23 protein-coding genes are annotated in these 26092 nt (G+C 63.9%); 8 read left to right on the top strand and 15 right to left on the bottom strand.

Annotated features, from left to right (window positions below; all coding sequences use genetic code 11):
- Window positions 1-93 precede the first annotated feature (93 nt).
- Window positions 94-2892 (bottom strand): bifunctional diguanylate cyclase/phosphodiesterase, encoded by a 2799-nt coding sequence (locus ACI6S0_RS10490; RefSeq protein WP_434405762.1) that lies wholly within the window; start codon window positions 2890-2892, stop codon window positions 94-96.
- A 453-nt stretch (window positions 2893-3345) separates the two neighbouring features.
- Window positions 3346-4224, bottom strand: a complete 879-nt coding sequence (locus ACI6S0_RS10485) for an oxidoreductase (protein WP_434405761.1) — start codon at window positions 4222-4224, stop codon at window positions 3346-3348.
- A 94-nt stretch (window positions 4225-4318) separates the two neighbouring features.
- On the opposite strand from ACI6S0_RS10485, the gene ACI6S0_RS10480 reads away from it, so the two are divergent.
- Window positions 4319-5221, top strand: a complete 903-nt coding sequence (locus ACI6S0_RS10480; protein ID WP_434405760.1) for a LysR family transcriptional regulator — start codon at window positions 4319-4321, stop codon at window positions 5219-5221.
- Window positions 5222-5557: 336 nt separating this feature from the next.
- Here ACI6S0_RS10480 and trmB read toward each other — a convergent pair whose 3' ends face one another.
- From trmB to ACI6S0_RS10440, 8 genes are all read right to left on the bottom strand, one after another.
- On the bottom strand, window positions 5558-6253 hold the full coding sequence (gene trmB, locus ACI6S0_RS10475; RefSeq protein WP_017502318.1) for a tRNA (guanine(46)-N(7))-methyltransferase TrmB: 696 nt from the start codon (window positions 6251-6253) through the stop codon (window positions 5558-5560).
- Between the two features lie 51 nt (window positions 6254-6304).
- Window positions 6305-7390: a hypothetical protein gene (locus tag ACI6S0_RS10470; RefSeq protein WP_434405759.1), complete on the bottom strand. Its 1086-nt coding sequence runs from the start codon at window positions 7388-7390 to the stop codon at window positions 6305-6307.
- A gap of 180 nt (window positions 7391-7570) precedes the next feature.
- Window positions 7571-7750 (bottom strand): hypothetical protein, encoded by a 180-nt coding sequence (locus ACI6S0_RS10465; RefSeq protein WP_004212013.1) that lies wholly within the window; start codon window positions 7748-7750, stop codon window positions 7571-7573.
- A gap of 119 nt (window positions 7751-7869) precedes the next feature.
- Window positions 7870-10071, bottom strand: coding sequence for a DUF3141 domain-containing protein (locus ACI6S0_RS10460; protein WP_434405758.1), 2202 nt, complete (start codon window positions 10069-10071; stop codon window positions 7870-7872).
- Window positions 10072-10272: 201 nt separating this feature from the next.
- Window positions 10273-11472, bottom strand: a complete 1200-nt coding sequence (gene metK / locus ACI6S0_RS10455) for a methionine adenosyltransferase (protein WP_434405757.1) — start codon at window positions 11470-11472, stop codon at window positions 10273-10275.
- A 57-nt stretch (window positions 11473-11529) separates the two neighbouring features.
- Window positions 11530-13071: an apolipoprotein N-acyltransferase gene (gene lnt, locus ACI6S0_RS10450; protein ID WP_434405756.1), complete on the bottom strand. Its 1542-nt coding sequence runs from the start codon at window positions 13069-13071 to the stop codon at window positions 11530-11532.
- A 10-nt stretch (window positions 13072-13081) separates the two neighbouring features.
- Complete coding sequence (locus ACI6S0_RS10445) at window positions 13082-13717, bottom strand: YqaA family protein (protein WP_434405755.1); 636 nt, start codon at window positions 13715-13717, stop codon at window positions 13082-13084.
- Between the two features lie 11 nt (window positions 13718-13728).
- Window positions 13729-14250, bottom strand: coding sequence for a GNAT family N-acetyltransferase (locus ACI6S0_RS10440; protein WP_434405754.1), 522 nt, complete (start codon window positions 14248-14250; stop codon window positions 13729-13731).
- Window positions 14251-14363: 113 nt separating this feature from the next.
- Here ACI6S0_RS10440 and ACI6S0_RS10435 point away from each other — a divergent pair, with 113 nt between their 5' ends.
- From ACI6S0_RS10435 to ACI6S0_RS10405, 7 genes are all read left to right on the top strand, one after another.
- Window positions 14364-14606 (top strand): hypothetical protein, encoded by a 243-nt coding sequence (locus tag ACI6S0_RS10435; RefSeq protein ID WP_004212020.1) that lies wholly within the window; start codon window positions 14364-14366, stop codon window positions 14604-14606.
- A gap of 130 nt (window positions 14607-14736) precedes the next feature.
- Window positions 14737-15513 carry a hypothetical protein gene (locus ACI6S0_RS10430; protein WP_434405753.1) on the top strand — a complete coding sequence of 259 codons (777 nt, stop codon included), beginning with the start codon at window positions 14737-14739 and terminating at the stop codon, window positions 15511-15513.
- Between the two features lie 241 nt (window positions 15514-15754).
- On the top strand, window positions 15755-16750 hold the full coding sequence (gene hemB, locus ACI6S0_RS10425; RefSeq protein ID WP_434405752.1) for a porphobilinogen synthase: 996 nt from the start codon (window positions 15755-15757) through the stop codon (window positions 16748-16750).
- A 7-nt stretch (window positions 16751-16757) separates the two neighbouring features.
- Window positions 16758-17333: a gamma carbonic anhydrase family protein gene (locus tag ACI6S0_RS10420; protein WP_434405751.1), complete on the top strand. Its 576-nt coding sequence runs from the start codon at window positions 16758-16760 to the stop codon at window positions 17331-17333.
- Window positions 17334-17474: 141 nt separating this feature from the next.
- On the top strand, window positions 17475-19493 hold the full coding sequence (locus tag ACI6S0_RS10415) for a pilus assembly protein TadG-related protein (protein WP_434405750.1): 2019 nt from the start codon (window positions 17475-17477) through the stop codon (window positions 19491-19493).
- On the top strand, window positions 19490-20005 hold the full coding sequence (locus ACI6S0_RS10410; RefSeq protein WP_037518960.1) for a TadE/TadG family type IV pilus assembly protein: 516 nt from the start codon (window positions 19490-19492) through the stop codon (window positions 20003-20005). Before ACI6S0_RS10415 ends, ACI6S0_RS10410 begins: the two co-directional genes overlap by 4 nt.
- Window positions 20002-20421: a TadE/TadG family type IV pilus assembly protein gene (locus tag ACI6S0_RS10405; RefSeq protein ID WP_037507863.1), complete on the top strand. Its 420-nt coding sequence runs from the start codon at window positions 20002-20004 to the stop codon at window positions 20419-20421. The genes ACI6S0_RS10410 and ACI6S0_RS10405 overlap by 4 nt, the downstream gene beginning before the upstream one ends.
- A gap of 27 nt (window positions 20422-20448) precedes the next feature.
- On the opposite strand, the gene ACI6S0_RS10400 is transcribed toward ACI6S0_RS10405, so the two are convergent.
- The 5 genes from ACI6S0_RS10400 to zwf all read right to left on the bottom strand — a co-directional run bounded on the left by ACI6S0_RS10400 (window position 20449) and on the right by zwf (window position 25983).
- Complete coding sequence (locus tag ACI6S0_RS10400) at window positions 20449-20970, bottom strand: hypothetical protein (RefSeq protein WP_080572830.1); 522 nt, start codon at window positions 20968-20970, stop codon at window positions 20449-20451.
- Between the two features lie 55 nt (window positions 20971-21025).
- Window positions 21026-21643 carry a bifunctional 4-hydroxy-2-oxoglutarate aldolase/2-dehydro-3-deoxy-phosphogluconate aldolase gene (gene eda / locus ACI6S0_RS10395; RefSeq protein WP_099230394.1) on the bottom strand — a complete coding sequence of 206 codons (618 nt, stop codon included), beginning with the start codon at window positions 21641-21643 and terminating at the stop codon, window positions 21026-21028.
- Window positions 21640-22620, bottom strand: coding sequence for a glucokinase (gene glk / locus ACI6S0_RS10390; protein WP_434405749.1), 981 nt, complete (start codon window positions 22618-22620; stop codon window positions 21640-21642). Before glk ends, eda begins: the two co-directional genes overlap by 4 nt.
- A gap of 62 nt (window positions 22621-22682) precedes the next feature.
- Window positions 22683-24515 carry a phosphogluconate dehydratase gene (gene edd, locus ACI6S0_RS10385; protein ID WP_017502335.1) on the bottom strand — a complete coding sequence of 611 codons (1833 nt, stop codon included), beginning with the start codon at window positions 24513-24515 and terminating at the stop codon, window positions 22683-22685.
- The gene (gene zwf / locus ACI6S0_RS10380; RefSeq protein ID WP_313392241.1) at window positions 24508-25983 is read right to left on the bottom strand and encodes a glucose-6-phosphate dehydrogenase; all 1476 of its coding nucleotides are present in this window, start codon (window positions 25981-25983) and stop codon (window positions 24508-24510) included. Before zwf ends, edd begins: the two co-directional genes overlap by 8 nt.
- Between the last annotated feature and the right edge of the window lie 109 nt (window positions 25984-26092).

The following is a 26092-nucleotide window of genomic DNA, read 5'->3' as shown; positions in this document are numbered from 1 at the left end:
ACAAGATCCGATCCTATCGGTTCCTGGCGGGAAAACAGCGCGGCAATCGGGTTGTGCTCTTTAGTGAAGCGTGACAGCGCGTCGTGGATGGTGTCAGGCAGCCTCGATTTTTAGGGGCGCGCGCTCGGGTTCCAGGCTAGGGCTCATGGTAGGCCTTCCCCATAGATAGCCTTGCGCTTCATCGCATCCTTCGGTGCGAAGGAGCCGAAGCTGATCCTCGGTTTCCAGTCCTTCGGCCAAAACTGGCACTTCAAGGCTATGTCCCAGCGCAAGGACCGCACGAATGATCGCCCGAGCCTGATGGCTGGTTTCCGAATCCAGCAGGAAGGAACGGTCGATCTTGATCTTGTCGAAGGGGAAGGAGTTGAGCGTATCGAGCGACGAATAGCCGGTGCCGAAATCGTCCATCGCGATGGAAACGCCAATCGCCTTGATTTGACGCAGAATATGCAGGGCACGAGCCTTGTCACTGACAAGGGCGGTTTCGGTTATCTCCAGTTCCAATCGATGCGCCGGCAACCCGCTCTCCAGAAGTGCCGATGTGACAATCTGGATGAGATCGACATGCATGAGTTGTACCGGCGACAGGTTGACCGCCACACGCCAGGGTTCAGGCCAGTTGGCGGCATCACGGCACGCCTGGCGCAGAACCCATTCGCCAATGGCCAGAATTTCCCCGCTTTCCTCGGCAATCGGGATGAATTCCGCCGGAGAGATCCAGCCATCGCGTGGATGCTGCCAGCGCAACAGCGCCTCATATCCGACCACGGCCTCGGTGGAGACCAATTTCTGGACCTGATATGCCAAACTGAACTCGTCGCGTGCGACAGCCTCGCGCAGGTCATTGGCGAGCGTGCGGCGGGCGCGCGCGGCCTCGTCCATGCCCTGTTCGTAGAAGCAGACCTGACGACCAATAGTCGCTTTTGCCCGATACATGGCGAGATCGGCATTGTTCACCAACGGCTCTCGGCGGGAGCCGTCCGTTGGGAAAATGGCGATGCCAAGGCTCGCGCCAGGATGGATGGAGAGGCCATCCATTTCGATCTTCTCGACCAGGCAGCGTTCCAGGCGGGAGATGAAATTGTCCAGGGCATCGTCATTTTCAAACGATTTGAACGCGGCAAACTCATCGCCGCCGAAGCGGGCGACGACCTCGCCTCGACCCAATTGGCCTAGCATGCGTCGAGCCAGTTCCTGCAGGACTGCATCGCCCGTTGAATGGCCATGCACATCGTTCACTTCCTTGAAGCGATCAAGGTCGATGCCGATCACGGCGACCTTTCCGCCATTTCGACTTGCCTGGCTGAGCGCGAGATCGAGACTATCATTATAGCTCGATCTGTTCGGCAGACCCGTCAGTTCGTCATGCAGTGCCATATGTTCGATGCGTTGCTCCGCCCGACGACGATCCGTGATATCGTCGAAGGTGGACACCCAGCCACCATCTGGCAGCGCATGATGGGCAATGGAAAAGGTCGAGCCATCCGCAAAATCAGCAATCAGAACGCCGCCATCCGGATTTTCGATACAGGCCCGGTGTCGGGCCAGAGTTTCTTCCAGTGCCTCTGCGGCGACCGCACCTCCGGTGCGCTTGGCTACCGCAATCCGAACAAGTTCCTCGAAAGCGGTTCCAGGCGGGCATTGCTCGTGAGAGACGTCGAACAGCGTGCTCACCCTGTCATTTGCCAATGTCAGGTGCCCATTTTGGTCGAAGAGGCAGAGGCCTTGATGCATGTTGGACAGGGCGACGTCGAGTTTTGACCGCGTCTCCTCCAACCGCAATTGATCTTCCCTCATTCGGGTCATATCGCGCGTGATCTTGGCGAAGCCACGGAAGAGACCTGTTTCGTCAAAGACGGACTCGATCGTCACATGAGCCCAAAATCGGCTGCCGTCTTTGCGATAGCGCCAGCCTTCCGCATTGAATTTACCATCTTGCCGCGCTGTTTCTATGCCGCGTCTCGGCAGGCCCACCGATCGATCCTCTTCGGAGTAGAAGGAGGACAGTTCCAACCCCATGGCTTCGGTGCTGCTATAGCCCTTCAGGCGCTGTGCGCCGGCATTCCATGAAGCGACGCGACCGTCCCGGTCCAGCATATAGATTGCGCAATCGCTGATGCCTTGGACAAGAACCTTGAACTCGCGCTCGCTAGCCCCGATGGCAGCATGCAGTCGTGCGCTCGACAGTGCCGCCATGATGCTGACGGTCAGGACGCCCAATGCAACAATGGCGACGGCCAAGCCCATTTGCGGAGTGGAAAGAAGAAGCCCTCCGGTTTCCTCAAGACGGTTGGGACGCAGGGATAGCGCAGCCATGCCGGCAAAATGGAGCGACAATATGCCTGTGACTATGGACAAGGCCGCTAGCGCCCCGGTCGCGTATCCACGCCGGTCGAGGGCGAAATGAAAGGCTAGCGGTGCTGGAGCGGTTATGAGCAGGATGGACGCAATGACCATCGGTTGCGACCACCGGAAATCGGCATCGATCCTGATGGCGTAGATGCCCAGATAATGCATCGAGGCGATACCCAGTCCAACCACTAGACCCGCCAGAATGCGGGCCTTGAGGGCGGAGGATCGCAAGGCAATCATATGTGCCAGGGTGAGCGCGTTCACGACCGTCAGGAGCGACAATATTGTGGGAACGAGCGCATAGCCGAGTATTACGCCCGGGTCATATCCCATCATGGCGGTGAAGTGCGTCGACCATACCCCGAAGCCGCCAACGCCTCCCGACGCGATTGCCCAGCGTATATGATCGATATTTTTCGTATCCCGGGCGCGCCGCAGAAACAGGACAATCGCTATCGCGGATATGGCGCAAATTAGCCCTGCAGCCGCGACGAGGCGAAGATCGTGATCGTCTCGGATGCAGAAATAGATATCGAACATGAGGCTGGATCCCTTAACCACACCCCTCTGGCATGCGCGCCTTTAGTCGAAGTTAATGACCCGAAAAATTATGTATTTTGCAGATCCTGTCGCGTCACAAGTTCTTGATCGCATGCGGATATCTGGAAAAGACAGCGATGTTATTTTTCGCTGCGGGAAGGCGTGGGGGAATTCCGGTCATCTTTTAACGCCCCTTTACGGCCATTCAGTCACCGATTTTCCGGTCCAGGTCGCGGCCAACTCGCTATGTTGCTCTGGATGCCCGGCACTGGCCGTAAGGAGAATGGCTGCGTTCCGCCGATTGAGTGCCAGCCCCATGTCGTTTGAGAATAGCGGCAGACGAACCGTTCGCGCCCATACCAGACGCATCGAGCCGCAAGCTGTCCGATTTCGAAAGACAGGGGGGAGGGGGAGGGCGCATTCCGCAGTCGGGAATGCGCCCATCATCGAGGTTCAGTGGGCCGGATCGAACGCAATGGCTTCGAGTGCGGCCTTGACCTCCTGCGACAGATCCAACTCCACTGCTGCCAAATTCTCGGTCAGATGCGCGACATTGGACGTGCCGGGGATCAGCAGCATGTTCGGTGCGCGCGCCAACAGCCATGCAAGCGCCAGCTGCATCGACGTAGCGCCCAGGCGATCCGCCAAATGGGCCAATGCCTGCGATTGGATGGGGGAAAAGCCTCCGAGCGGAAAGAATGGGACATAGGCGATGCCCTGGCTCGTCAAGCTGTCGATCAGCGCGTCATCCGCGCGGTGCGCCAGGTTATACTGGTTCTGGACGCACGCGATCGGGACGATGCGCTGGGCCTCCGAAACCTGGCTCTCTGTCACGTTGCTGAGGCCGATATGTCGAACCAGTCCTTTCTCGCGCAGCTGTGCAAGAGCGACGATCTGCGCCTCGATCGCCCCTTCCGACGGCGCGTGGATGTCGCCCATAATGCGCATGTTGACCAGGTCGAGAGTGTCGCGGCCAAGGTTTCGCAGATTGTCTTCGACGCCCTGCTGCAATTCGGCGGCACTTTGTACCGGCAGCCATGAGGCGTCCTTGCCGCGGATCGCGCCCACCTTGGTCACGATCAGGAGATCGTCGCTATAGGGATGAAGCGCATCGCGGATGATCTGGTTGGTCACATGAGGGCCGTAGAAATCGCTTGTGTCGATATGGTTCACGCCCGCCGCAACTGCCGCGCGCAGAACCGCGACGGCGGCATCGCGATCCTTGGGCGGGCCAAAGACGCCAGGCCCAGCCAGTTGCATCGCGCCATAGCCCATGCGGTTCACGAGATGATCGCCCAGCTTGAAGGTGCCGGCTTTGCGAAGATCCATCATGTCCTGTCTCCTCATTTGGAGACCGCGATATGGGCTTGTGGCCAGCGAACGATAAGTCGTAGTAATAAGAACAGGCTGTACGGATAATCGAACAATGGCGACGGAACTCGATGATCTTGCCACCTTCGTGGAAGTAGTGCGGGCAGGAGGCTTCCGAGATGCAGCCCGCATTTCGGGCACCTCGGCATCTGGGATGAGCGACGCTCTCAGGCGGCTGGAGGCCCGGCTAGGCGTTCGTCTCCTCCACCGCACGACGCGCAGCATGGCCCTGACCGAAGCGGGCGCGCGGCTATTCGAGCGGCTGTCGCCGGCCCTTTCGGAAATCCGCGACGCGCTCGATGTCGTCAACATCTTCCGTGACAGACCCGCTGGAACATTGCGCCTGAATGTTCCAGCTAATGTCGCCCGCACCGTGCTCCCATCGATCCTCCCATCATTCCTTCGGGTCTATCCCGATATTCGAGTGGAGGTGACGGTGGAGGATGGGTTTGTCGACATATTGAAATCCGGTGCGGATGCCGGGATCCGTTATGAGGAGCGGCTTGAACAGGACATGATCGCGATCCCCATCGGCCCAGCGACGCAGCGGTTGGTTACGGCTGGATCTTCAGCCTATTTCGATCATCATGGGCGCCCCTCGCACCCACAGCAACTGTTGGGCCATAATTGCCTGCGCGGCCGTTTTTCCGGCGGGGCCATGCCGGGATGGGAATTCGAGAGAGAGGGGGAAATTCTCGTTGTCGATCCGACCGGGCCGCTGGTGGTGCAGCCTGGTCTGGCGTGCGAATTGCTGATCGATGCTGCCGTGGCTGGCCTTGGAATTGTTCATCTGTTCGAGGATTGGCTTAAGCCGCATATCGAGAGCGGGGCGCTCGAATCCGTTCTCGACGACTGGTGCCAGACCTTCTCTGGTCCCCGGCTCTATTATTCCGGGCGCCGTTATTTGCCGGCGCCCTTGCGGGCTTTCGTGGACTTTGTTCGCTTGCAGCGATGGTAAATGGGGCCGCGTCAGAGCGGTTCCCGTGTTCGTACGCGGGCTGCGATTATCGACCAAAAACCTGCAGGCCCTCGTCCCTTGGAAAGCGGCAACCTGCCCAAAGAGGCGTGGACCTCGCGTTCGCTTGCTGACTTTCCGGTGGCGATGGCAAGATTTCAGGCACCACGAAAATAATCACCGTTGCGGAAAATTTCGGCCATCGCTTCGCATGGTGGTAGATTTAACTATCTTGAATATCTCTAATTTTCTCGGGTCTTTGCCTAGTGGATTGATTTTGACATGTGCATCCCCCGTCGGCGGGGATGGGTCTGCAAATGTCAAAATCTTTTCGGACCACTAGATGCGCCGGTACCGGAAATACCAGACCTCATGACCCAGGCGTCGGGCCTTGGCTTCGTAGCGGGTTTCGGGCCAGCCGCCCGGACGGGTGAGGAAATCCTTGGGATCGCTTGCCAGCCAATCGAATTCGGGATGGCCGTTCATCACCATCAGCGCCCAGCGCAGATAGACCGGATGATCGGTGCCGAAGCGGAACTCGCCGCCGGGCTTGAGCTTCTTCGCGATCATGTCGACCGGGCCGGGGTTCATCATCCGCCGCTTGGCATGGCGCGCCTTGGGCCAAGGATCGGGATGGAGGAGATAAACGAAGCTGAGCGATCCGTCGGGGATGCGGCTGAGAACGTCGAGCGCATCGCCCATGTGCAGCCGGACGTTGCCGAGCGCACCGTCGCGAATATGGCCGAGCGCCTGGACCACGCCGTTCAGGAACGGCTCGCAGCCGATGAAGCCATGGTCGGGCAGCATGTCGGCGCGATAGGCCATATGCTCGCCGCCGCCGAAGCCGATCTCGAAATGGAGCGGGCGGTCATAGCCGAACAGGTCGGCGGCGGTGACGTCGCCCTCGGCCGGTACCGATACGGCGGGCAGCAGCGTGTCGACCAGTTCCTGCTGGCCCTTGCGAAGCTTGGGCCCGGACTGGCGGCCATAAAGGCGGTTGAGGGTGGTCGGGTCGCCCGATTTATGCGCGGTCATGGGCGGCTGACTAGCGGGGGCAGGCCGATGGAGCAAGCGGCCTGCGCCCTATCAGTTGGCAACGGCGTCCGGCGACAGGCTGATCTGGCTTTGCTTGCCATAGACGCTGGTGGTCGACAGCGGCTTTTCCGACTGGACGATCTCGATCGCTTGGACCGGCTGTGGCGCGCTGGCATAGCTGGGATATTGCAGCCATTGGTCGAGCTTGCGGACGGTGACCGTCCAGGGGGCGCTACTTTCATCCTTGCCGCCCAGCAAGGCGGTCAGCGTGTCTCGGGCGATGACCAGCATGGTGCCCGAATCGCCGAGCGGGATGGCATAGCTGCCCTCATTCGTCTCGCCCTGATAGATGGGGAGGCGGCCCTGTATTCGATCGGGGTGGACGCAATAGGCCGGGGCGCCCGGGGCTTCTCTATTCTTCGCCGCCTTTTCCCTGACGCTGCGGTCGATATTGCCCATCATCGCGCCGGCAATGACAGACGCGCCGTCCTTTGTCACCTTGTCCGCACGCGCGCCGAAGACAAGGGGTTGGGAACAGGGTTTGAGCGGAACGGCCGTTGCGAGTGGCGGCAGCGCGCGGGGCCAGCCGAGCTGGCTTATCATCTGGTCCATCAATGCGTCGAGCTGGGCTGCATCATGGACGGGGGACGTGACGCGCAGCTTTAGCACCCATTCTCCGAGCGCGATGACGGCAACGCCGCTGCTACGGCCGATCTGGGTGATAGTGAAGCTCTGGAGCAGTCCGGCTGGCACTGAACTGCCCGGAAGGGCAAAGGCCACAGGATCGCCCAGGGCTGCGGGGCGCCCGAATTTGTCGTTGGTCGCGATCATGGTGGCCGCGACATCGAACCAGATGGCGGTGGCCGGCATGGCGGCATGATAGACATAGACATTTGCATGGGTGCGACTGATTGGATCGTCATAGGCGATCGATGTATCGAGGAGCGCGCCGTTGCTCAGATCCTCGACCGCACTGCGAGCAAAACCGTCAATCTTCGACGGGAAGGCAATACCGGACGGCTTGTGTTTCCAGCTTTTGTCGGTCTTTACGGCGATGGGGCTCGGCCGGGCCTGTGCGGACGGGGCAAGGGGCAGGGCTGTTGCCATCGCAAAGCCGCCAACTATCCGCAACCACATGAATATCTGCCCCCTCCCGCCATGCATGCAGGCAAGGTAGCGGGAAGGGGGCAGAGCACAAGGGCCATGGGATGCCGAACAGGGGAGAGCGGCAGGATGGCCCCTGAAGCTGGCTAGCCGTGGTGCGACCCGAAGGCTGGCCGGGAGGCAAGGCCCGACCGGTCTGTCCAGTTCGTCAGGTCACTTGCACTTGGCGAAGCGACCTTTGGCGTCCTTGCAGGGGCCCTTTTTCGGGGCGGCCTTTGGCGGACATTTGACGAACTTGCCCTTCGCATCCTTGCAGGGAGCTGCCAGTGCAGGAGCGGCACTGCCAACCAGAAATGCAAGGCTGATGAAGGCGGTAGCAAGAGGACGGGTCATGGCGTTGCCCTGGGTGGAGGGTGCCGGGCTCGACAGGGGTGCGAGCCCGACGCCCTCTCTATGCGCGGTTCCGCGGGCGCAGGCCAATGAACTTTTCGTCATGTTCCGGACAGGATGGCTCAGCCACGGTCGGCATCGGCCGCAGCATTGAACAGGTCGAGCATGGTGCCCAGCCGGGCAGCCTCCTCCTGCGTCAGCCCTTCGTCCCGGTCGAACAGGGCGGCAAGCTTTTGCCCGCCGGCGCGGACCGCATCGGGATCGACGCGGGCGAGCAGTTCGGGAATGCCGGCAATCGCGCCATCGGGATCATGGCGCAGCAGCTTGGCCTGCTCGCGCACCAGCGCCCGGAACAGCGGCAGCGTCATGCCCGCGGGGAGCATGTCGATATGCAGCCGGCGTGCCTCCTCGAACCGGCGGGCGTCGGTCTGTTCGCGGGTGCGCAGCACATGGAAGATCGCCCGCAACTGCGCCTCCAGCAGGCCGCCTTCCTGCAGTTCGGCGCTGAGATGGGCCATTTCCTCGGCAACGAAGGCGCGATGTTCGGGCGTGTCGCCGGGGTGATGACGGGGCGGGCGGCCATCCTGCGGAGCGACGCCCATGGCGGCCTGAACCAGCGGCGCGCCATAGATCGTATCGAAGCTGAGTGCCTGGAGCCTGTCGCGGGCATCCCGATAGGCATCAAGTGCGCCGACCATCATGTCCGACACCATGGTCTGGCCGGCCAGGAAGCCATTGTCGGGCGCGACCGGGCGCCGATTGTCGCGCACGACACCGGCCCAGCCCTCGATCAGTTGCGCCATGGGATGGTCGCTCGACCAGCTGTAGGACAGGCGCATCGGGTGCCATTGCGCCAGCCAGTCGGCCAGTTGCGGGCTGGCCATCGCCTGCATCATCGGCTGGGCGAAGCGGCGATACAGTTCCAGATTGGCTTCCGACGCACGCCGGGCGGCAACGAAGCGCCGTTCGCTGTCGAAATCCTGCTGCACGATCGCTTGGACATCGGCGATGCCACGCCGCTGGATCGCGAGATATTGGCCGTCATCGTCGACCGCGCCGGGCAGGGCACCGTCGGGATCCTGTTGCACCGTCGCCTGATAGAGGCCGGCGGGCAGCACGTCGATCAGGTCGATGGCGCTGACGAATTCGCGATGCTCCTTGCGCCCGACGCTGGCCGAGACGAAGATGCCGAGATGGCCGATACTGTCATGGGTGGCATAGATGATCGTCTGGTCATGGCTGACGATCTCCGCATCGTTGCGGTAGAGATCGGTGATCCAGCCCAGGGCCTGCGGTGGCGGCGTGATATTGTCGCCATGCGAGCAGAAGACCAGGATCGGCGAGCGGATGTTGCGCAGGTCGATGCGGATGCCGTCCGAGGTCAGCAACTGGGCGGTGGCGAGCCGGTTGCCGATGAAGAGATTGTCGACGATATACTGCATTTCGACATCGTTGAGATAGACATAGCCGCCCCAATATTTCTCGAAGCCGAGATAGCGTGGGGCTTCGGTATCGACCTTGGAATAAAGGGTGTAATCCTTTTTCCAGAGCGTGTTGGCGGGATCGAGATTTTCGAAATTCTGCACCAGCCAGGCGCCGTCGAAGCGGCCCGCGCCCATGTCGCCGGTCATCGCCGTCGCCCAACTGCCGCCCATCAGGCCGCCGCCATAGCGCATGACATTGTCGCCCGCCCAATAGGAGAGCGGGGCGCCGGCGATGATGATCGGGCCGAACAGGTCGGGCCAGACCGCAGCCGTCATCAATATCTGCCAGCCGGCCTGGCAATTGCCGATCACCACCGGCTTGCCATCGGCGGAAGGGTGGAGTTCGCCGACATGGGCGACGAAGGCGGCCTCCGCCCGCATCACATCCTCCACCGTCTGGCCCGGAACCGGATTGGGGGTGAAGCCGATGAAATAACAGGGATGGCCTTCGCGCAGGGCGGCGCCAATCTCGCTGTCGGGCTTGAATCCGCCAATGCCGGGGCCATGGCCGGCGCGCGGATCGACGACAATGACCGGGCGCTTGGCGGGGTCGACCGGCAGGCCCTCTGGCGGGGTGATGCGGACCAGGCCATAATTGACCGGGCGAGGCAGATCGGCGCCGGACAGGATGATCTCGCCGTCGAAATTCAGCACATGGGGCACGCGTTCGGCCAGATGCGCCTTATACTGGTCGCCGCGCTGGCGCTTGACGTCGGCGAACAGGACGGCGCGTTGCAGCGCGTCGACGCCATAGTCGAAGGCCTGACCGAACCAGTCGAGCGGCGGCCAAAGCGGGATGGAAGCGGTGGATGATGTGGGTTCGCTGGTCGTCCTGGGCATGGCTGGCCTTCCGAAACGCGTTCAGACGTTGCGGCGGACCCCCATTCCTGACCGCACTGCATCATAACCCCGAGTCATGACAATGCGATGGAAAATCGTCTTATTTCGACAGGCCGATAACAACTTGTGACGGACATGCGAAAAGGGCGCGGAAAGCATAGCTCTCCGCGCCCCTTGCTAATTTATGTCAGATGACCGGTCTCAGGCCAGCTTCGCCTTGAGCGCGTCGACCAGATCGGTCTTTTCCCAGGGGAAATAGTCGCCGTCGGGCGTGCGGCCGAAATGGCCGTAGGCGGCGGTCTTCTGGTAGATTGGCTTGTTGAGGCCGAGATGGGTGCGGATGCCCTTGGGCGTCAGACGCACCAGGGTCGGCAGCACGGCTTCGATCGCCGAGGCTTCGACGGTGCCGGTGCCGTGCAGGTCGACATAGAGCGAGAGCGGCTCGGCGACGCCGATGGCGTAGCTGAGCTGGATCGTGCAGCGACGGGCGAGGCCGGCGGCAACGATGTTCTTCGCGAGATAGCGGGTGATGTAGGCCGCCGAACGGTCGACCTTGGTCGGATCCTTGCCGCTGAACGCACCGCCACCATGGGGCGACGCGCCGCCATAGGTGTCGACGATGATCTTGCGGCCGGTGAGACCGGCGTCGCCGTCCGGCCCGCCGATTTCGAACAGGCCGGTCGGGTTGACATAGATGCTCTCGTCGCCCGGCAGCCAGCCTTCGGGCAGGACATCGGCCATCACGCCCTTGACGTAAGCGCGCAGCTCGGCGCGGCTGTCGTCATTGTCCATGCCGGCGGCATGCTGGGTCGACACGACCAGCGCGGTCGCGCGGACCGGCTTTTCGTCGATATATTCGAGCGTCACCTGGCTCTTGGCGTCGGGTTCCAGGAAGGGCACGACCTTGGCGTGGCGGTCGGCCGCCATGCGTTCCAGGATCTTGTGCGAATAATAGAGGGTGGCGGGCATGAGGTCGGGGGTTTCGTCCGACGCATAGCCGAACATGATGCCCTGGTCGCCGGCGCCTTCGTCCTTGTTGCCGCTTTCATCGACGCCCTGCGCGATGTGCGCGGACTGGCCGTGCAGGTTGTTCTCGAAGCGGAAGGTCTCCCAGTGGAAGCCGTCCTGCTCATAACCGATGCGCTTCACGGTCGCGCGGACGGTCGCTTCGATCTCTTCCTGTGCGCCCGGTGCCCATTCGCCATTCTCATAGACGCCCTTGCAGCGGATTTCGCCGGCCAGGACGACGAGCTGGGTCGTGGTCAGGGTTTCGCACGCGATGCGGGCTTCGGGATCCTTGGACAGGAACAGGTCGACGATCGAGTCGGAAATCTGGTCCGCGACCTTGTCGGGGTGGCCTTCGGAAACGGATTCCGAGGTGAAGAGGAATTGGTTACGCATGAGACTCCCGTAAGGTGCTTGCGGACGAATGAACATAAAGAAAACTTTATGTGGCTATTAGCTTTTGCCTCTGCGCAAGGCAAGGGCCGTCCCGAGCAGGATCAGGAGGAAGGCGAAGGGTGCCCAGTTGCCCAGCCGCGCGAAGAGGGTGGCAGGCAGCGGTGGCGGCAGCCGGCTGTCGAGGTAACCGGCGCGATGGCTGGACAGGGCGTGGAGAATATGGCCGCGCGCATCGACGATGGCGGACACGCCGGTGGGCGTGGCGCGGATGATCGGTAGCCCTTCCTCCAGCGCGCGTAGCCGCGCCTGGGCCAGATGCTGGACCGGGCCCCAACTGCCGAACCAGGCGTCATTGGACGGGTTGAACAGGAAATCCGGGCGATGGGCGCGGTCGACCACCTGGCCCGAGAAGATGATCTCATAGCAGATCTGCACGCCCATCTTGAGCGACGGGCGGCCAAGGGTGGCGGGCAGGGTCAGGCTTTGCGGGCCGGGGCCGGGCCAGAAATCGACGTCGCCCGGCACCAGCCGCGACAGGCCGATCGGCTGGAGGATGCTGCGCATCGGCAGATATTCGCCATAGGGGACGAGATGCGCCTTGTCGTAGCGGGCGGCAAGCTGGGCATCGGGGGTGACCACGAACAGGCTGTTGTTGGCGCCGGCCAGTTCGGTCGTGCCATAAGGCCCCTTGTCCTTGAAATAGACCTTGGTCGCGCCGGTCATCAGCAGGTCGCCCGGCCCCATCAGGTCGGCGAGGCGCCAGCGCCATTCGGGTTCCATGTCGAGATAGGCGGGGATCGCTGCTTCGGGCCAGAAGATCAGGCGCGGGGCAGGGCGGGGCTTGCCCGACAGGGTCGCGAGGGTGCGGAAATGCGCCTGTTCCAGCTCGGCCGAATATTTCTCGTCCTGGCCGATATTGGGCTGAACCACGCGGATCAGCGGCGCGCCGGCGGGCGTCGTCGGCGCGGGCGAGAGCTGGCCCCAGAGCGCGAGGGCGACGAGCGGCACGGCGATGGCGGCGGCGGGGCGATACTGGCGGCGCACGGCGAGCAGGCAGGCGCCGGCGGCGAGCAGCGCCAGCGCGCCTAGGCCATAGGTGCCGATCAGCGTCGCGGCGATCGCGGCGCCGGTCGGCAGCAGGGTGACACCCAGCGGGTTCCAGGCAAAGCCGGTGAAGATGGTGGCGCGCGCATATTCGCTGGCGATCCAGCAGCCGGCGAACAGCAGCAGGAAGGCCGGACCGGTGAAGGCGAAACGGCGCCCGGCCCACCAGGCAGCCAAGGTCGCGAGGGCGGGATAGACGGCGAGATAGAGCGAGAGCAGGACCACCGCGCCATAGCCGAACCAGTGCGGCATCGCGTCCTGATAGGTGAAGGCGTGGGCGATCCAGTTAAGGCCCAGGGTGAAATGGCCGACCCCGAACAGCCAGCCGCGCAGGAAAGCGGCGCGGCGATCGGGCGCGCGCTCGATCAGCAGGATCAGCAGCGCAAAGCAGGCGATGGTGACCGGCCAGAGTTTCAGCGGCTCGAAACCGGTCGCCGAGAGGAAGCCGGGGAGCAGGGCAGCAAGCCGGGGATGACGCGCGAGCTGGGCGTTCATTTGCGGCGGATCAGGAGATGGAGGCCATGGTGGCATTGGAGCAGCGATCGCTCGTCTGCCCGCCGCCCGACAGCATCGATGCCGCCACGAAGCCACCGACCACCAGCACCAGGAACAGCGCTGACAGCGGTGCCAGATATTTCTCGATGAACGCCTTGATCGGGCGACCGAATTTCCAGAACAGGAAGCCGACGATCATGAACTGGAAGGCGCGGGACAGGATGCTGGCCCACAGGAAGGTGAAAAGCGACAGGCCGATGAAGCCAGCGGTGATGGTGATCAGCTTGAACGGGATCGGGGTCGCGCCTTTGATCAGGATGATCTCCGCGCCATAGTCGCGCAGATAGCAGGCCGCGACCGGGAATTTCGCCGACAGGCCAAGGAAATGCAGGATCTGCGCGCCGACCGCCTGATAGAGGAAATGGCCGATGCCATAGCCGAGCAGGCCGCCCAGCACCGAGGCGATGGTGCAGATGAGGCCATAGCGGATCGCCTTTTCCGGCCGGGCCAGGCACATCAGGCCCAGCAGCGGATGCGGCGGGATCGGAAAGAAGCTGGATTCCATGAAGCTGAAGGCAAAAAGCCAACGTTCGGCGTGCGGGTGAGCGGCCTTGGCCAGCATCCACTGATAGAGCTTGGTGAGCATCGCGAGCGGGCCTAGCTGAGTTGAACGGGTGCCGCCAGCGCTTTTGCCAGGACGACCATTTCGAGCGGCGGATCGAGCGGTACGGGGAAAGGGCGCTTCTCGTTGGTCAGCACATAGCCACGCCGCTGATAATAGGCGATCAGTTCGGGACGCTGGTCGATCACCGTCATTTCGATCATGGTTGCGCCGAAATCGCGGGCGGCCTGATCCTCCGCGGCGGCGATCATGCGGCGGCCAAGACCGGTGGCCTGAAGCTGCGGATCGATGCAGAGCAGGCCGAGATAGGCGACATCCTCGTCACGCTTGCTGATCTGGACGCAGCCGATGGGCATGCCCTTGTCGTCGATCGCGACCAGCAGCCGGTCGGTCGGGCTGGCGAGGATCTCCTGCAATTCCTCGATATCGGTGCGGGCGCCGGTCAGCAGGTCGGACTCGAATGTCCAGCCGGCCCGCGCCTCGTCGCCGCGATAGGCGCGCTCGATCACGCGGTGGAGCAGGGGCAGGTCGGCGGGGGCGGCAAGGCAGATATCCATGGCCCCGCCTTTAGCGGGGCGGCGATGGCTGCAAAAGCCCTGAAGAATGGACGCGGCGATGCTTGATCGGGACGCTGCGGCCGCGATAGGATCGGAACAAACAGGAGAGCGCGATGCAGGATATGGGCGAGGGCAGTTGCCCCTTCAGCTTCAACATGGACCCGGCCAGCTTCAAGGTCGGCGATTCGGTCAGCTATCGGGTGACCGGCAGTCTGGAGGGCTTTCCCTTTGCCGGGGTGCTGCTGGAAGTGCATGACGACCATGTCGTGCTGACCTCCGATGTCGACGACAAGGCCAGCCGGATGCGCGCCACGCGCGAGAGCCGGCCAGTGGTGCGCGAAGAGGATGTCTGCTGACGGACAGGGCGTCCGGACAGGGCGTCGGCCGGCCAATCCAACCACATTACCGATTTGTCAGCCGCCACGGCGTTGACTGTCCGGCGCCGTCTGGGCATGACGCGCAACGCATAGAGACCGGTCGGCACGCTTGATAATTTCGCATATTCCCTGGGACAAGTTGCGGCAGCGGGCCGGCGGCCTGGCATTCGCGCTGGTGCTGAACGCGATCCTGCTGCTGGCGCTGCTGACGATGGCGCCGCATATCGACCCCAAGAAGGTCGAGGATCGCAATCCGGTGAGCTTCGATATCGAGCCGGCCAAGCAGGCGAACAAGGAAAAATCCAAGGCGCAGAAGGCGGAAAAGCGCGAGCGGGATACCGCCGCGCCCAAGCAGAAGAGCGAACCGGTGGTGACGCCGCCCCGGCCGGTCGAGACGCCGACGGTACAGCCGCCATCGCCTTTCCCCTTCATCACGCTCGACAGCCGCCAGATGGTCGCGGCCGACATCGGCAAGATGGAAAAGAAGACGGCGGGCGTCGGCGACAGCGGCACCGGCAATGCCAAGGCGATTGTCGGGCCGGGCGAGGGGCCGGGCGGCGTGCAATTGTTCGAGGCGGAATGGTATCGCCGGCCGACCCATGCCGAATTGTCGACCTATCTGCCCGCCAATGCGCCGTCGCAGGGCTATGGCCTGGTCGCGTGCAAGACGATCGACCATTATCATGTCGAAAATTGCCAGATGATCAGCGAATATCCGACCGGATCGGGCTTTGGTCGCGCGGTGCGCCTGGCCGCCTGGCAATTTCTGGTGCGCCCGCCCCGCGTCGACGGCAAGCCCCAGGTCGGCGCCTGGGTCCGCATCCGCATCGATTATACCCGAACGGTTATCGGTGGCGGCGCCGGCGCGGATGATGACGGGCGCTGAGGCGCGGTAGGTCGGGTAGCGGCCAGAAGCAGACATGTTCCCCCTCCCGCAGGCGGGAGGGGGGTAGGGGGTGGGCTGGACGTTGCGAAAGCCCACCCCGCTGCGACTAACACGCTTCGCGCGCAAGTCTCGCTGCCCCTCCCGTAAACGGGAGGGGAATGGCAGGAAACCACCCCATCGCCCCAGGGCAGGACAATCGGTCCGGCTTGATCCCCTTCCGGTCGCGGCCTACACCCGCGGCATGACTATTGCCTCCTATCCGGCGCTGCGCATGCGCCGTACCCGTGCCACCGCCTGGAGCCGGGCGATGCATGCCGAAAACCGCCTGTCGCCCAGCGATTTCATCTGGCCCCTGTTCGTGACCGAAGGGGAGGGCGTGGAGGAGCCTATCGCCGCGCTGCCCGGCGTGTCGCGCTGGTCGGTCGACCTGATGGTGGCCCGCGCGAAGGAAGCGCGCGACGCCGGCATTCCTTGTCTGGCGCTGTTCCCCAATACCCAGACCGACCGTCGCAGCGACGATGGCGCCGAGGCGCTGAACCCCGATAATCTGATGTGTCGGGCGATCCGCGCGATCAAGGATGCCGTGCCTGACATCGGCGTGCTGACCGACGTGGCGCTCGACCCCTATACCGCCCATGGCCAGGACGGGCTGCTCGACGAGACCGGCTATGTGATCAACGACGCGACGATCGACATGCTGATCGGCCAGTCGCTCAACCAGGCAGCGGCGGGCGCCGACATCATCGCGCCGAGCGACATGATGGACGGTCGGATCGGCGCGATCCGCGAGGCGCTGGAGGAAACCGGCCACGCCAATGTCCAGATCATGGCCTATGCCGCCAAATATGCCAGCGCCTTCTATGGCCCGTTCCGCGACGCGGTGGGATCGCGCGGGCTGCTGAAGGGCGACAAGAAAAATTACCAGATGGACCCGGCCAATGGCGAGGAAGCGCTGCGCGAGGTCGCACTGGACCTGGCCGAGGGCGCGGACAGCGTGATGGTGAAGCCGGGCCTGCCTTATCTGGATATCGTCGCGCGGGTGCGCGATCGTTTCTCCGTGCCGGTCTTCGCCTATCAGGTGTCGGGCGAATATGCGATGATCGAACATGGCGCCGCCGCCGGGTCGGGGGACCGCGATGCGCTGATCCTGGAAACGCTGATGGCGTTCAAGCGGGCCGGCTGTTCGGGCGTGCTGACATATCATGCGCTGCACGCGGCGCGGCTGCTGAATGGCTGAGGCGCAGATGACCGACCATCCCGATGTTTCGATCATCCCGCTGAACGGCAAGGCGCCGCTGATCCACCCCAGCGCCTTCATCGCGCCGGGATGCCGGATCATCGGCGATGTCGAGATCGGCGCGGATGCCAGCATCTGGTATAATTGCGTGATCCGGGGCGATGTGAACCATATCCGCATCGGCGCGCGCACCAATATCCAGGACGGCACGGTCGTCCATTGCGACAGCCCCGGCGACGGACGGCCGGGCTATCCGGCAGAGGGCTATCCCACCATCATCGGCGAGGATGTGCTGATCGGCCATATGGCGATGGTCCATGGCTGCGTGCTGGAGGACCGGGCGTTCGTGGGGCTGGGCGCGATCGTGATGAGCGGCTGCACGGTGGAGAGCGACGCGATGCTGGCGGCCGGCGCGCTGCTGTCGCCCGGCAAGGCGGTGCTGCACCGGCAGCTCTGGGCCGGGCGTCCGGCCAAATATATGCGCGACCTGACCGACGAGGCGATCATCACCATGCGCGAGGGCGTCGACCATTATGTCCATAATGGCAAGGCGCATAAGGGCGCGGTGCGCCAGATGGGCTGAAAAATCGGCGCAATTCCGGTTTCTGGCGGTCCATCGTCGTCCACCAATTGTCCGACATTATTTTGCGAAAATTGCGTGAATTAGCAATTAATCAAGTTTTTGCGCGGAATGGCAGTCCCGACATTTCATTCGGGATTATCCATGAAATTCCGCAATTTATTTCTGAGACATGACGGTAGTGTCAGTGTCGTCGCTGCCCTATCGCTGATCGGCGTCATCGGCATGGCGGGTCTCGCTGTCGATCTCAATCGCGGCTATGAACGGCGGATCGCGACCCAGCGCGTGGCGGACATGGCGGCGCTGGCTGCAGCCGTCGCCTACAAGGCGGACGGATCGCAGGCGATTTTGCGGCCCACTGCGGTCGACCTGGTCACCGCCCATGGCATCACCGATGCGACGATCGACGTCGCGCTGCTGGCCGACACGCCCGAAGCCGGCGCCAAGGCGGTGCGCGTCGAACTGACGACGCCGCTGCCGCTCAGCCTCAGCCGCATATTGGGCGCAGCGGCGACCATGCCGGTGAAGGTCAGCGCGATGGCGCGCCTGGCCGGCAGCGCGTCGGCCACGCCCTGCATCCTGGGCCTCGCCTCATCGGGCAATGCGGTCGAGACACAGGGCGGCGCGACGATCAACGCGACCGACTGTTCGGTGGTCGGTGCCGGATCGGTCAACAATGGCGGATCGGGCATCACGGCCAAGGAAATCGTCTCGGGCGCGGCCGACATCATCAACAATTATGGCACATTGTCGGCCGATCTGCTGCGCTATGCGGGCAGCTTTTCCAATCCCAGCTGGAACGGCAATGTCCCGGCGGCGGACAAGCGGATCAACCAGTCGACCGCGATCAGCGACCCGCTCGCCAATTCGATGGATCTCGCCACCGCGCGGCAATTGCTCGGCACTTTCCGCACGCCGCGCACGATTGCCAATCCGGTGACGCCGGCCTGCGCCGACATATGGACTTTCGGCAATTCGCCCTCGGCCGGTGCTGCCCCCTTCCGTCAGGGCAACAGCGCCAAATTCACCGTGCCGGCCGGCAATTACTGCCTGTCGCGGATCACGGTCGACGGTGGCATCACTGTCACCTTCCAGGCCGGCTCCACCGTCACCGTCGCCAATGGGGTGTCGATCGGTGGCGGTTCGACTGTCAATTTCGGTGACAATGTCTGGCGGATCAATGGCGGCTTCAACAGCGGATCGAGCGGCGTCACCTTCGGCAATGGCGAAGTGTCGATCGGCGCCGGCACGGTCAGCTTTGCGGGCACCAACCGGATCGGCACCGGCCCTGTCTCGATCGCCGCCAACATCACGCTGTCGGGCGGCACGTCGCTGGCGGTGGGCGCGGGCAGTCACGGCTTCAAGGGGATCAGCGTCGGCGGCGGCAGCTGGATGACGCTGGGCGATGGCGATCTGGACGTTGCCGGCCAGATCAGGATCGACGGCGATTCCACCCTGATCGCGGGCACCGGCAACTACACTTTGGCCAATGCCGGCGGCGACGCCATCACGCTGAGCGGCAGCGGCCGTTTCTTCATGGGCGACGGGCTGTTCAGCGCCAATGGCAATATCGTGACCGCCGGCGGCAGCCGCCTGGTCTTCGGCAAGACCGCCAATCACCTGATCAACGGCAATCTGTCGATCGCCGGATCGGTGCTGTTCGGCGCCGGGCGCTACACGGTGAGCGGCGGCCTGACCAACGGTACCGGCGGCACCACCTGGCCCTATACCTCGCCGATCACCAACCAGAGCTGGGGCCAGACGCTGGAGGGCGTGTCGGTGTCCGGCTATGACATGGCCGGCGTCAATGTCAGTTTCATCCTGGGCGGGACGATCAACCTGGCCGGCGGCGCCAAGACCAAGCTGATCGCCCCTACCAGTAGCGTCGAAGGGGCGGCCATCGCCGACATATTGGTCGACAGCCTGACATCGCAGGCGACCAACTGGGGCGCAGGGTCGCAGAATGTCTTTTCCGGCGTCGTCCATCTGCCCAATTCGGCCGTGACCATGTCGGGCGGCAACAACAGCCTGTCGGCCGGCCAATGCTTCACCCTGATCGCCTATCGCGTGACGGCAAGCGGCGGCGCCAATGCCGGCACCGCCTGCAAGTCGATCAGCGATCTGGTAGGCGGTAGCGGCGGCGATGTGGAGCTGGTGGCATGATCGGTGGCTTGCGAAAGCTGCGTCGCTCGGAACGGGGCGTCGCCACCGTCGAGTTCGCGCTTTGGCTGACCCTGTTCTTCACGATCAGCCTGGTCGCGATCGACATCGCCCAGTTCACCATTCAGCGCGGGCGACTGGCCGAAGCGGTCAGCGGTGCATCGCTGTCGGCCTTCAAGACGCGCGATGCGGTGCAGTTCCAGTCCATTCCCGCCTATGTACAGGCAATGGCAGCGGCGCCGGGCCAAAGCCCGATCAACGTCACCGTCGGCTGCAATGGCGGGACCGGCAATTGCACGAACAGTTCCCGCGTCTGCGCCTGCCTCAGCCAGACGGGCAGCTTCATTCCGACCAACAGTTGCGGCCAGAGCTGTGGCAGCGGCGCGAGCGCGAACAGCCGGTCGGGCTATTATCTCGACATCGTCGCGAGCTACAAGTTCAACCCGCAATTCGTCCCGGCTTCGCTCGCGGAAAAGGCGGTCATCACCCAGAAGACGACGGTGCGCCTGCAATGACCCGATGGCTGAACCCTATCCGATCGAACCAGACGGGCGCGGTCGCGATCGAATTTGCGCTGCTGGCGCCAGTCTTCTTTGCCTGCCTGTTCGGCGTGATCGAACTGGGGCGGCTGGCCTGGACCAAGCAGGCGCTGCGCGAGGCTGCCTACAGCACGGCGCGCTGCCATTTGGTCAATGACAGCGCGTGCGGCACCACGCAGCAGCAGATCAGCTATGCCGTGGCGCGGGCCAAGGCGAACGGCATCGTCATTGCCGCGGCGAATGTCAGCATTCAGGCCAATGTGGCGTGTCGCGGTGTCGGCCAGGCCAGCATGGTCGAGATCAACAAGCCGTTCAGCTCGCCCATCAGCCAGCTCGTGCCGCTACCGACGACGGTGTCGGCGAAATCCTGCCTGCCGGGGCTGGCGGGCTGACAGATGGGCTAATGCCCAATGCTCCGGTCAGGGCTGGGGCAGGCGGTTCTTCAGCGCGTCGATGCGGTCATTCTGGCTGTCGACCATCGACAGGACGCTGGCGCGTGCCGCGTCGATATCCGCGACGCCGCCCTTTTCCGATCCATCGGCGACCGCGTTAGACCGTTCGATGAACAGGGTGTCGAGGCTGGCAAGCGCGGACACGCTGTCGTTGCGGGCGGATTCGGCGGCGCTGATCGCGACCTGCGCCGCGACCCAGGCGTCGCTCGATACCGATGCGCGGCCGGCGCTGTTCACGGCGCGGTCGGCGCTGGCATAGGCCTTGTCGAAATTGGCGCCGCCGCTCTGCGCCTGGCTTGTGAGCTGGCTGATCTGGGCCTTGAGCTTGTCGTCGGCCGGCACGGGCAGCGGGGCGGCGGGCGCCTCGGCCATCGGTGCGCTTTCGACCGGGCGCTTGGCGAGCGAGGGATAGCTTTCATGCGCGCCGGCGCAGCCCGACAGGATCAGGGCTATGGTGGGAAGGAAGCGGCGCGTGATCATGATCTGCATCTAGGGCGGGACCGGACGGGGTGCAATGGCCCTCTGTCCGGTCCCGCGCGATAGATTAGCGGGGCAGGGCGGCGGCTTCGCGCGCCAGTGCCTCGATCTTGTCGGGATCGACCGGCCCCTTGGGCACGACCCAACTGCCGCCGACGCATTTGATGAAGGGCTGAGCCAGCCATTCGGGCGCGCTCTGGGCGGTGATGCCGCCGGTCGGGCAGAAGCGCGCGGTGTGCAGCGGCGCGGCCAGCGCCTTGAGCGCCGGAAGACCACCCGAGGTTTCGGCCGGGAAGAATTTGAAGTGGGACAGGCCCATGTCCATGCCGCGCATGATGTCACCGGCCGTGGCGGTGCCCGGCAGGAACGGGATGTTGGCGGCGATCGCGGCCTTGCCCAGCGGTTCGGTGAGGCCGGGGCTGACGATGAAGCGGGCGCCCGCTTCCATCGCGGCGTCGAGCTGGGCCGGGTTCAGCACTGTGCCGGCGCCGACGATCGCACCCTCGACCTTCGCCATCTCGCGGATGACGTCGAGCGCGGCGGGGGTGCGCAGCGTGACTTCAAGCGCGGGCAGGCCGCCCTTCACCAGCGCCTGGGCAATGGGGAGCGCATCCTCGACCCGATCGACCACCAGCACCGGGATCACCGGGGCCAGTTCCATCACCTGTTCGACGGTCAAGCTCATGCATTCTTCTCCCTAAAGGCCGCGGCAGCGCCGAACAGGCCGATTTCTTCATGGATCGCGCAGCGGATCGGCACGGTCGCCATCAGGCTCTCGAACCGGCCCTTGGCCTTGAAGCGGGTGTGGAAGCCGCTCTGTTCGAGAAAATCCTTCATCCGCTGGGTGAGGCCGCCGGCCAGTACCACCGCATGGGGGCCATGCGCCAGTGCCAGATCGCCCGCGACCGAGCCATAGCAGAGGCAGAAGCGGTCGAGCGCGCGGCGGGCGAACTCGTCGCTGCCGTCAAGCGCGGCCTGCCACAGTTCTGGGTCTTCCATCAGCATGACCCGGTCGTGACCGATGGTAGCGAGCGCCTTGTAGATGTAATTGAGGCCCGGACCCGACACGATCCGCTCGGTCGAGACGCGCAGGAACTTGTCGCGCAGATAGTCGAGGATCTTGACCTCAATCTGGTCGAGCGGGGCGAAGTCGAGATGGCCGCCCTCGGTCGCGATGACATGGGGATGGCCGTCATCATAGGCGATCATCGCGACGCCAAGGCCGGTGCCGGGACCGACTACGGTAACGCCGCCGTCGCGCGGGAAGGGGCGGTCCTCGCCGAACAGCAGGGGCAGGTTTTCGTCGGGCAGGCGCGAGACGGCGTGGGCCACCGCCTCGAAATCATTGACCAGGCGCACGGTGCGCAGGCCCAGATCCTCCGCCAGCGTGTCGGCGCGGATGACCCAGTTGCTGTTGGTCAGCTTGATGACCTCGCGGCCGATGGCGGTGGCGAAGGCGATCGAGGCGGCATCGGGCAGCGGGCCTGCGCCGGCCTTGGCCTCATCCTCGGCAAAAGCATCCCAGCAGGCCTGGAGGCTGGGATAGTCGGCGACCTTGTATTTGCGGACGGTGCCGAGTGTCGGCACGCCCTTGTCGTCCAGGGAGGCGCGGGCAAAACGCGCATTGGTGCCGCCAATGTCGGCGGCGATGATGTCGGTCATTTGTCTCTCTCTCCGGACATTCGCGCCAGCGCATGCAAATGCGCCGACGCGAATGGCTGTGCTTATATCGCGAGTTCGGCGTCCATCGCGGCGAGGATCGGCGACGCACCCTGCTCGGCGAGGTCGCTATTGTGGCGGAACAGCGCGAACAGTTCGCGGCCGGTGTCATAGGGCGGGGGCGGGGCGGCGGGAATGTCGCGCGCGTCCCAGGTGGCGGCATCGACCAGCGCCTCGACCTGGCCGCTTTCCGCGCAGACGCGGACGAGATCGCCATCGCGCAGCTTGCCGATCGGGCCGCCGCCCAGCGCCTCGGGCGACAGATGGATGGCGGCGGGCACCTTGCCCGACGCGCCCGACATGCGGCCGTCGGTCAGCAGCGCGACCTTGAAGCCGCGATCCTGCAGCACGCCCAGCGCCGGGGTCAGCTTGTGCAGTTCGGGCATGCCATTGGCACGCGGGCCCTGGAAGCGGACGACGACGACGACGTCGCGTTCCAGTTCGCCCGCCTTGAAGGCGCGCAGCACATCGTCCTGATCGTGGAAGATCGCGGCCGGCGCCTCGATCGTCCAGCGTTCCTTGTCGACTGCGCTGACCTTCATCACGCAGCGGCCAAGATTGCCCTGGAGCAGCTTCATGCCGCCATCGGCCTGGAACGGGTTGGAGGCCGGGCGCAGCATCGCCTCGTCGCGGCTGGCGGGGACATCCTGCCAGACCAGCGCGTCATCCTGCAGCACCGGTTCCTTGCCATAATCGGTCAGATCCTGGCGCGCGACGGTCATGATGTCGCGATGGAGCAGGCCGGCGTCGAGCAGTTCGCGGATGATGACGGCCATGCCGCCCGCTGCGTGGAAATGGTTCACGTCGCCCGACCCATTGGGATAGACGCGCGCCAGCAGCGGCACCACGTCCGACAGTTCGGCAAAGTCGGTCCAGTCGATATGGATGCCGGCCGCGCGCGCGATGGCGGGCAGGTGGATCGCATGGTTGGTCGATCCGCCGGTGGCCATCAGGCCGATGATGGCGTTGACGATCGCCTTTTCATCGATGCAGTGGCCGAGCGGGCGGTAGTCATTGCCGTCCCAGCCGATGTCGGCGATGCGATGGGTGGCGGCGCGGGTCAGTTCGCTGCGCAGCTTGGTGCCCGGATTGACGAAGGCGGCGCCGGGCATGTGCAGGCCCATGACTTCCATCATCATCTGGTTGCTATTGGCGGTGCCATAGAAGGTGCAGGTGCCCGCGCCATGATAGGAGGCGCTTTCGCTTTCCAGCAATTCCTCGCGACCCACCTTGCCCTCGGCATAGAGCTGGCGGATGCGCACCTTTTCCTTGTTGGCAAGACCCGAGGGCATCGGCCCGGCGGGGATCAGGATGGTCGGCAGATGGCCAAAGCGCAGCGCGCCGATCAGCAGGCCCGGCACGATCTTGTCGCAGATGCCGAGCATCAGATTGCCCTCGAACATCGCATGGCTGAGCGACACGGCGGTCGACAGGGCGATGGTGTCGCGGCTGAAGAGGGAGAGGTCCATGCCGGCCTGGCCCTGGGTCACACCGTCGCACATGGCCGGCACGCCGCCCGCCACCTGCGCCGTGGCGCCGATCTCGCGCGCAGCAATCTTGATCTGCTCGGGATAACGGCCATAGGGCTGATGGGCCGAGAGCATGTCATTATAGGCGGTGATGATGCCGATGTTCATCGCCCGGCCGGTGCGGATGACAGCCTTGTCCTCGCCGCTGGCGGCAAAGCCATGGGCGAGGTTGCCGCAGGACAGCTGGGCACGGTTGGTGCCCGCGTCGCGGCCGCGCTCGATCAGGTCGAGATATTTGAGCCGCGTCGCCGCACTGCGTTCGGTGATGCGCTCTGTGACCTTGGCGATCACGGGGTGAAGATCAGTCATGCCAGCTGGCTCCGTCGCGTTCGATTAGGGCAATGGCCGAGGACGGCCCCCAGTTCCCGGAGGAATAGGGCGACACCTTCATGTGCGCCTCCTTCCATCCGTCGATGATGGAATCGATCCAGGCCCATTGGGCTTCCACCTCGTCACGGCGGACGAACAGGGTCTGGTCGCCGGCGAGCAGGTCCAAGATCAGCCGTTCATAGGCGATGCGGCGACGCTGGCCGGCAAAGGCGGCGGTCAGCGACACGTCGAGCGTCACTTCCTCCAGCTGCACCTGCCGCTCCAGTCCCGGCCGCTTCGACATGATGGTCAGGCGGATATATTCTTCCGGTTGCAGGCGGATCACCAGCGTGTTCGGTTCCAGCCCCGAGCCCCCACCCGAATGCTGCCCGTCGCGGCCGAAAATCGAATGGCGCACCGGCTTGAACTCGATCATGATTTCTGACTGGCGCGCGGGCAGCCGCTTGCCGGTGCGCAGGTAGAAAGGCACGCCCTGCCAGCGCCAATTGTCGATATGCGCCTTCAACGCGACGAAGGTTTCGGTGTCGGACGGCTGGCCCAGTTCGTCGGCATAGCCGGTGACGATCTGGCCGCCGACGGCGCCGGGCGTATATTGGCCGCGCACGCTGTGGGTCTTGACCGTTTCCGCGGTCATCGGACGCAGCGAACGCAGCGCCTTGACCTTCTCGTCGCGCACCGCGGTCGGGTCCATCCGCGCGGGCGGCTCCATCGTCAGGATGGAAAGGATCTGGAGGATATGGTTCTGCACCATGTCGCGCAGCGCGCCGACACCGTCATAATAGGAGACGCGGCCTTCGAGGCCCACGGTTTCGGCGACGGTGATCTGGACATGATCGATCGCGGTGGCGTTCCACAGCGGTTCGAACATGACATTGCCGAAGCGGAGCGCCAGCAGGTTCTGGACGGTTTCCTTGCCCAGATAATGGTCGACGCGGAAAATCTGCTCTTCAGCGAACAGGTGGCCGATGCTGTCGTTCACCACCTTGGAGGAAGCGAGATCCTTGCCGATCGGCTTTTCCATCGCGATCCGCGTCCTGGGCGTCAGCAGGCCGGCGTCGGCCAGCCCCTGTGCGGTCGGACCGAACAGCGAGGGTGGGGTGGAGAGATAGACGGAAATGCCGCGTTCCAGGCGCCCATCGACGCGCTCGGCCAGTTCGGCGAAATGCGCGCCATTGCTGGAATCGACCGGCTGATAGAGGATCATCGCGCGGAAACGCGCGGCGATGTCGGCATCATAGCGGTCGGCCGGCAGGAACTGCTTGAGCGCCGCGCAGACTTCCTCGCGAAAGGCCTCATCATCCATTTCGGTGCGGGCCGAAGCGATGATCAGGAAGTCGTCGGGCAGCAGCCCGTCAGACAGAAGATTGTAGAGCGATGGGAAAATCATGCGCCGGGCAAGATCGCCGGTGGCACCGAACAACAGGAACGTGGCAGACGGTTCGGTCAAAGGACAGTCCTTCTCCGTTAGTTATCTATATCTGCACGATGCGGCTCTTATACCGGCCATGCTTCGTTACGCAAGCAGGCTATAGGCAGGAAAATGATGCTGCAACTGC

Source organism: Sphingobium sp. DN12 (assembly GCF_051058005.1).
GTDB lineage: Bacteria > Pseudomonadota > Alphaproteobacteria > Sphingomonadales > Sphingomonadaceae > Sphingobium > Sphingobium yanoikuyae.
The sequence above is the reverse complement of the archived record's forward strand: the minus strand, read 5'-3'. Positions and strand labels throughout refer to the sequence as shown.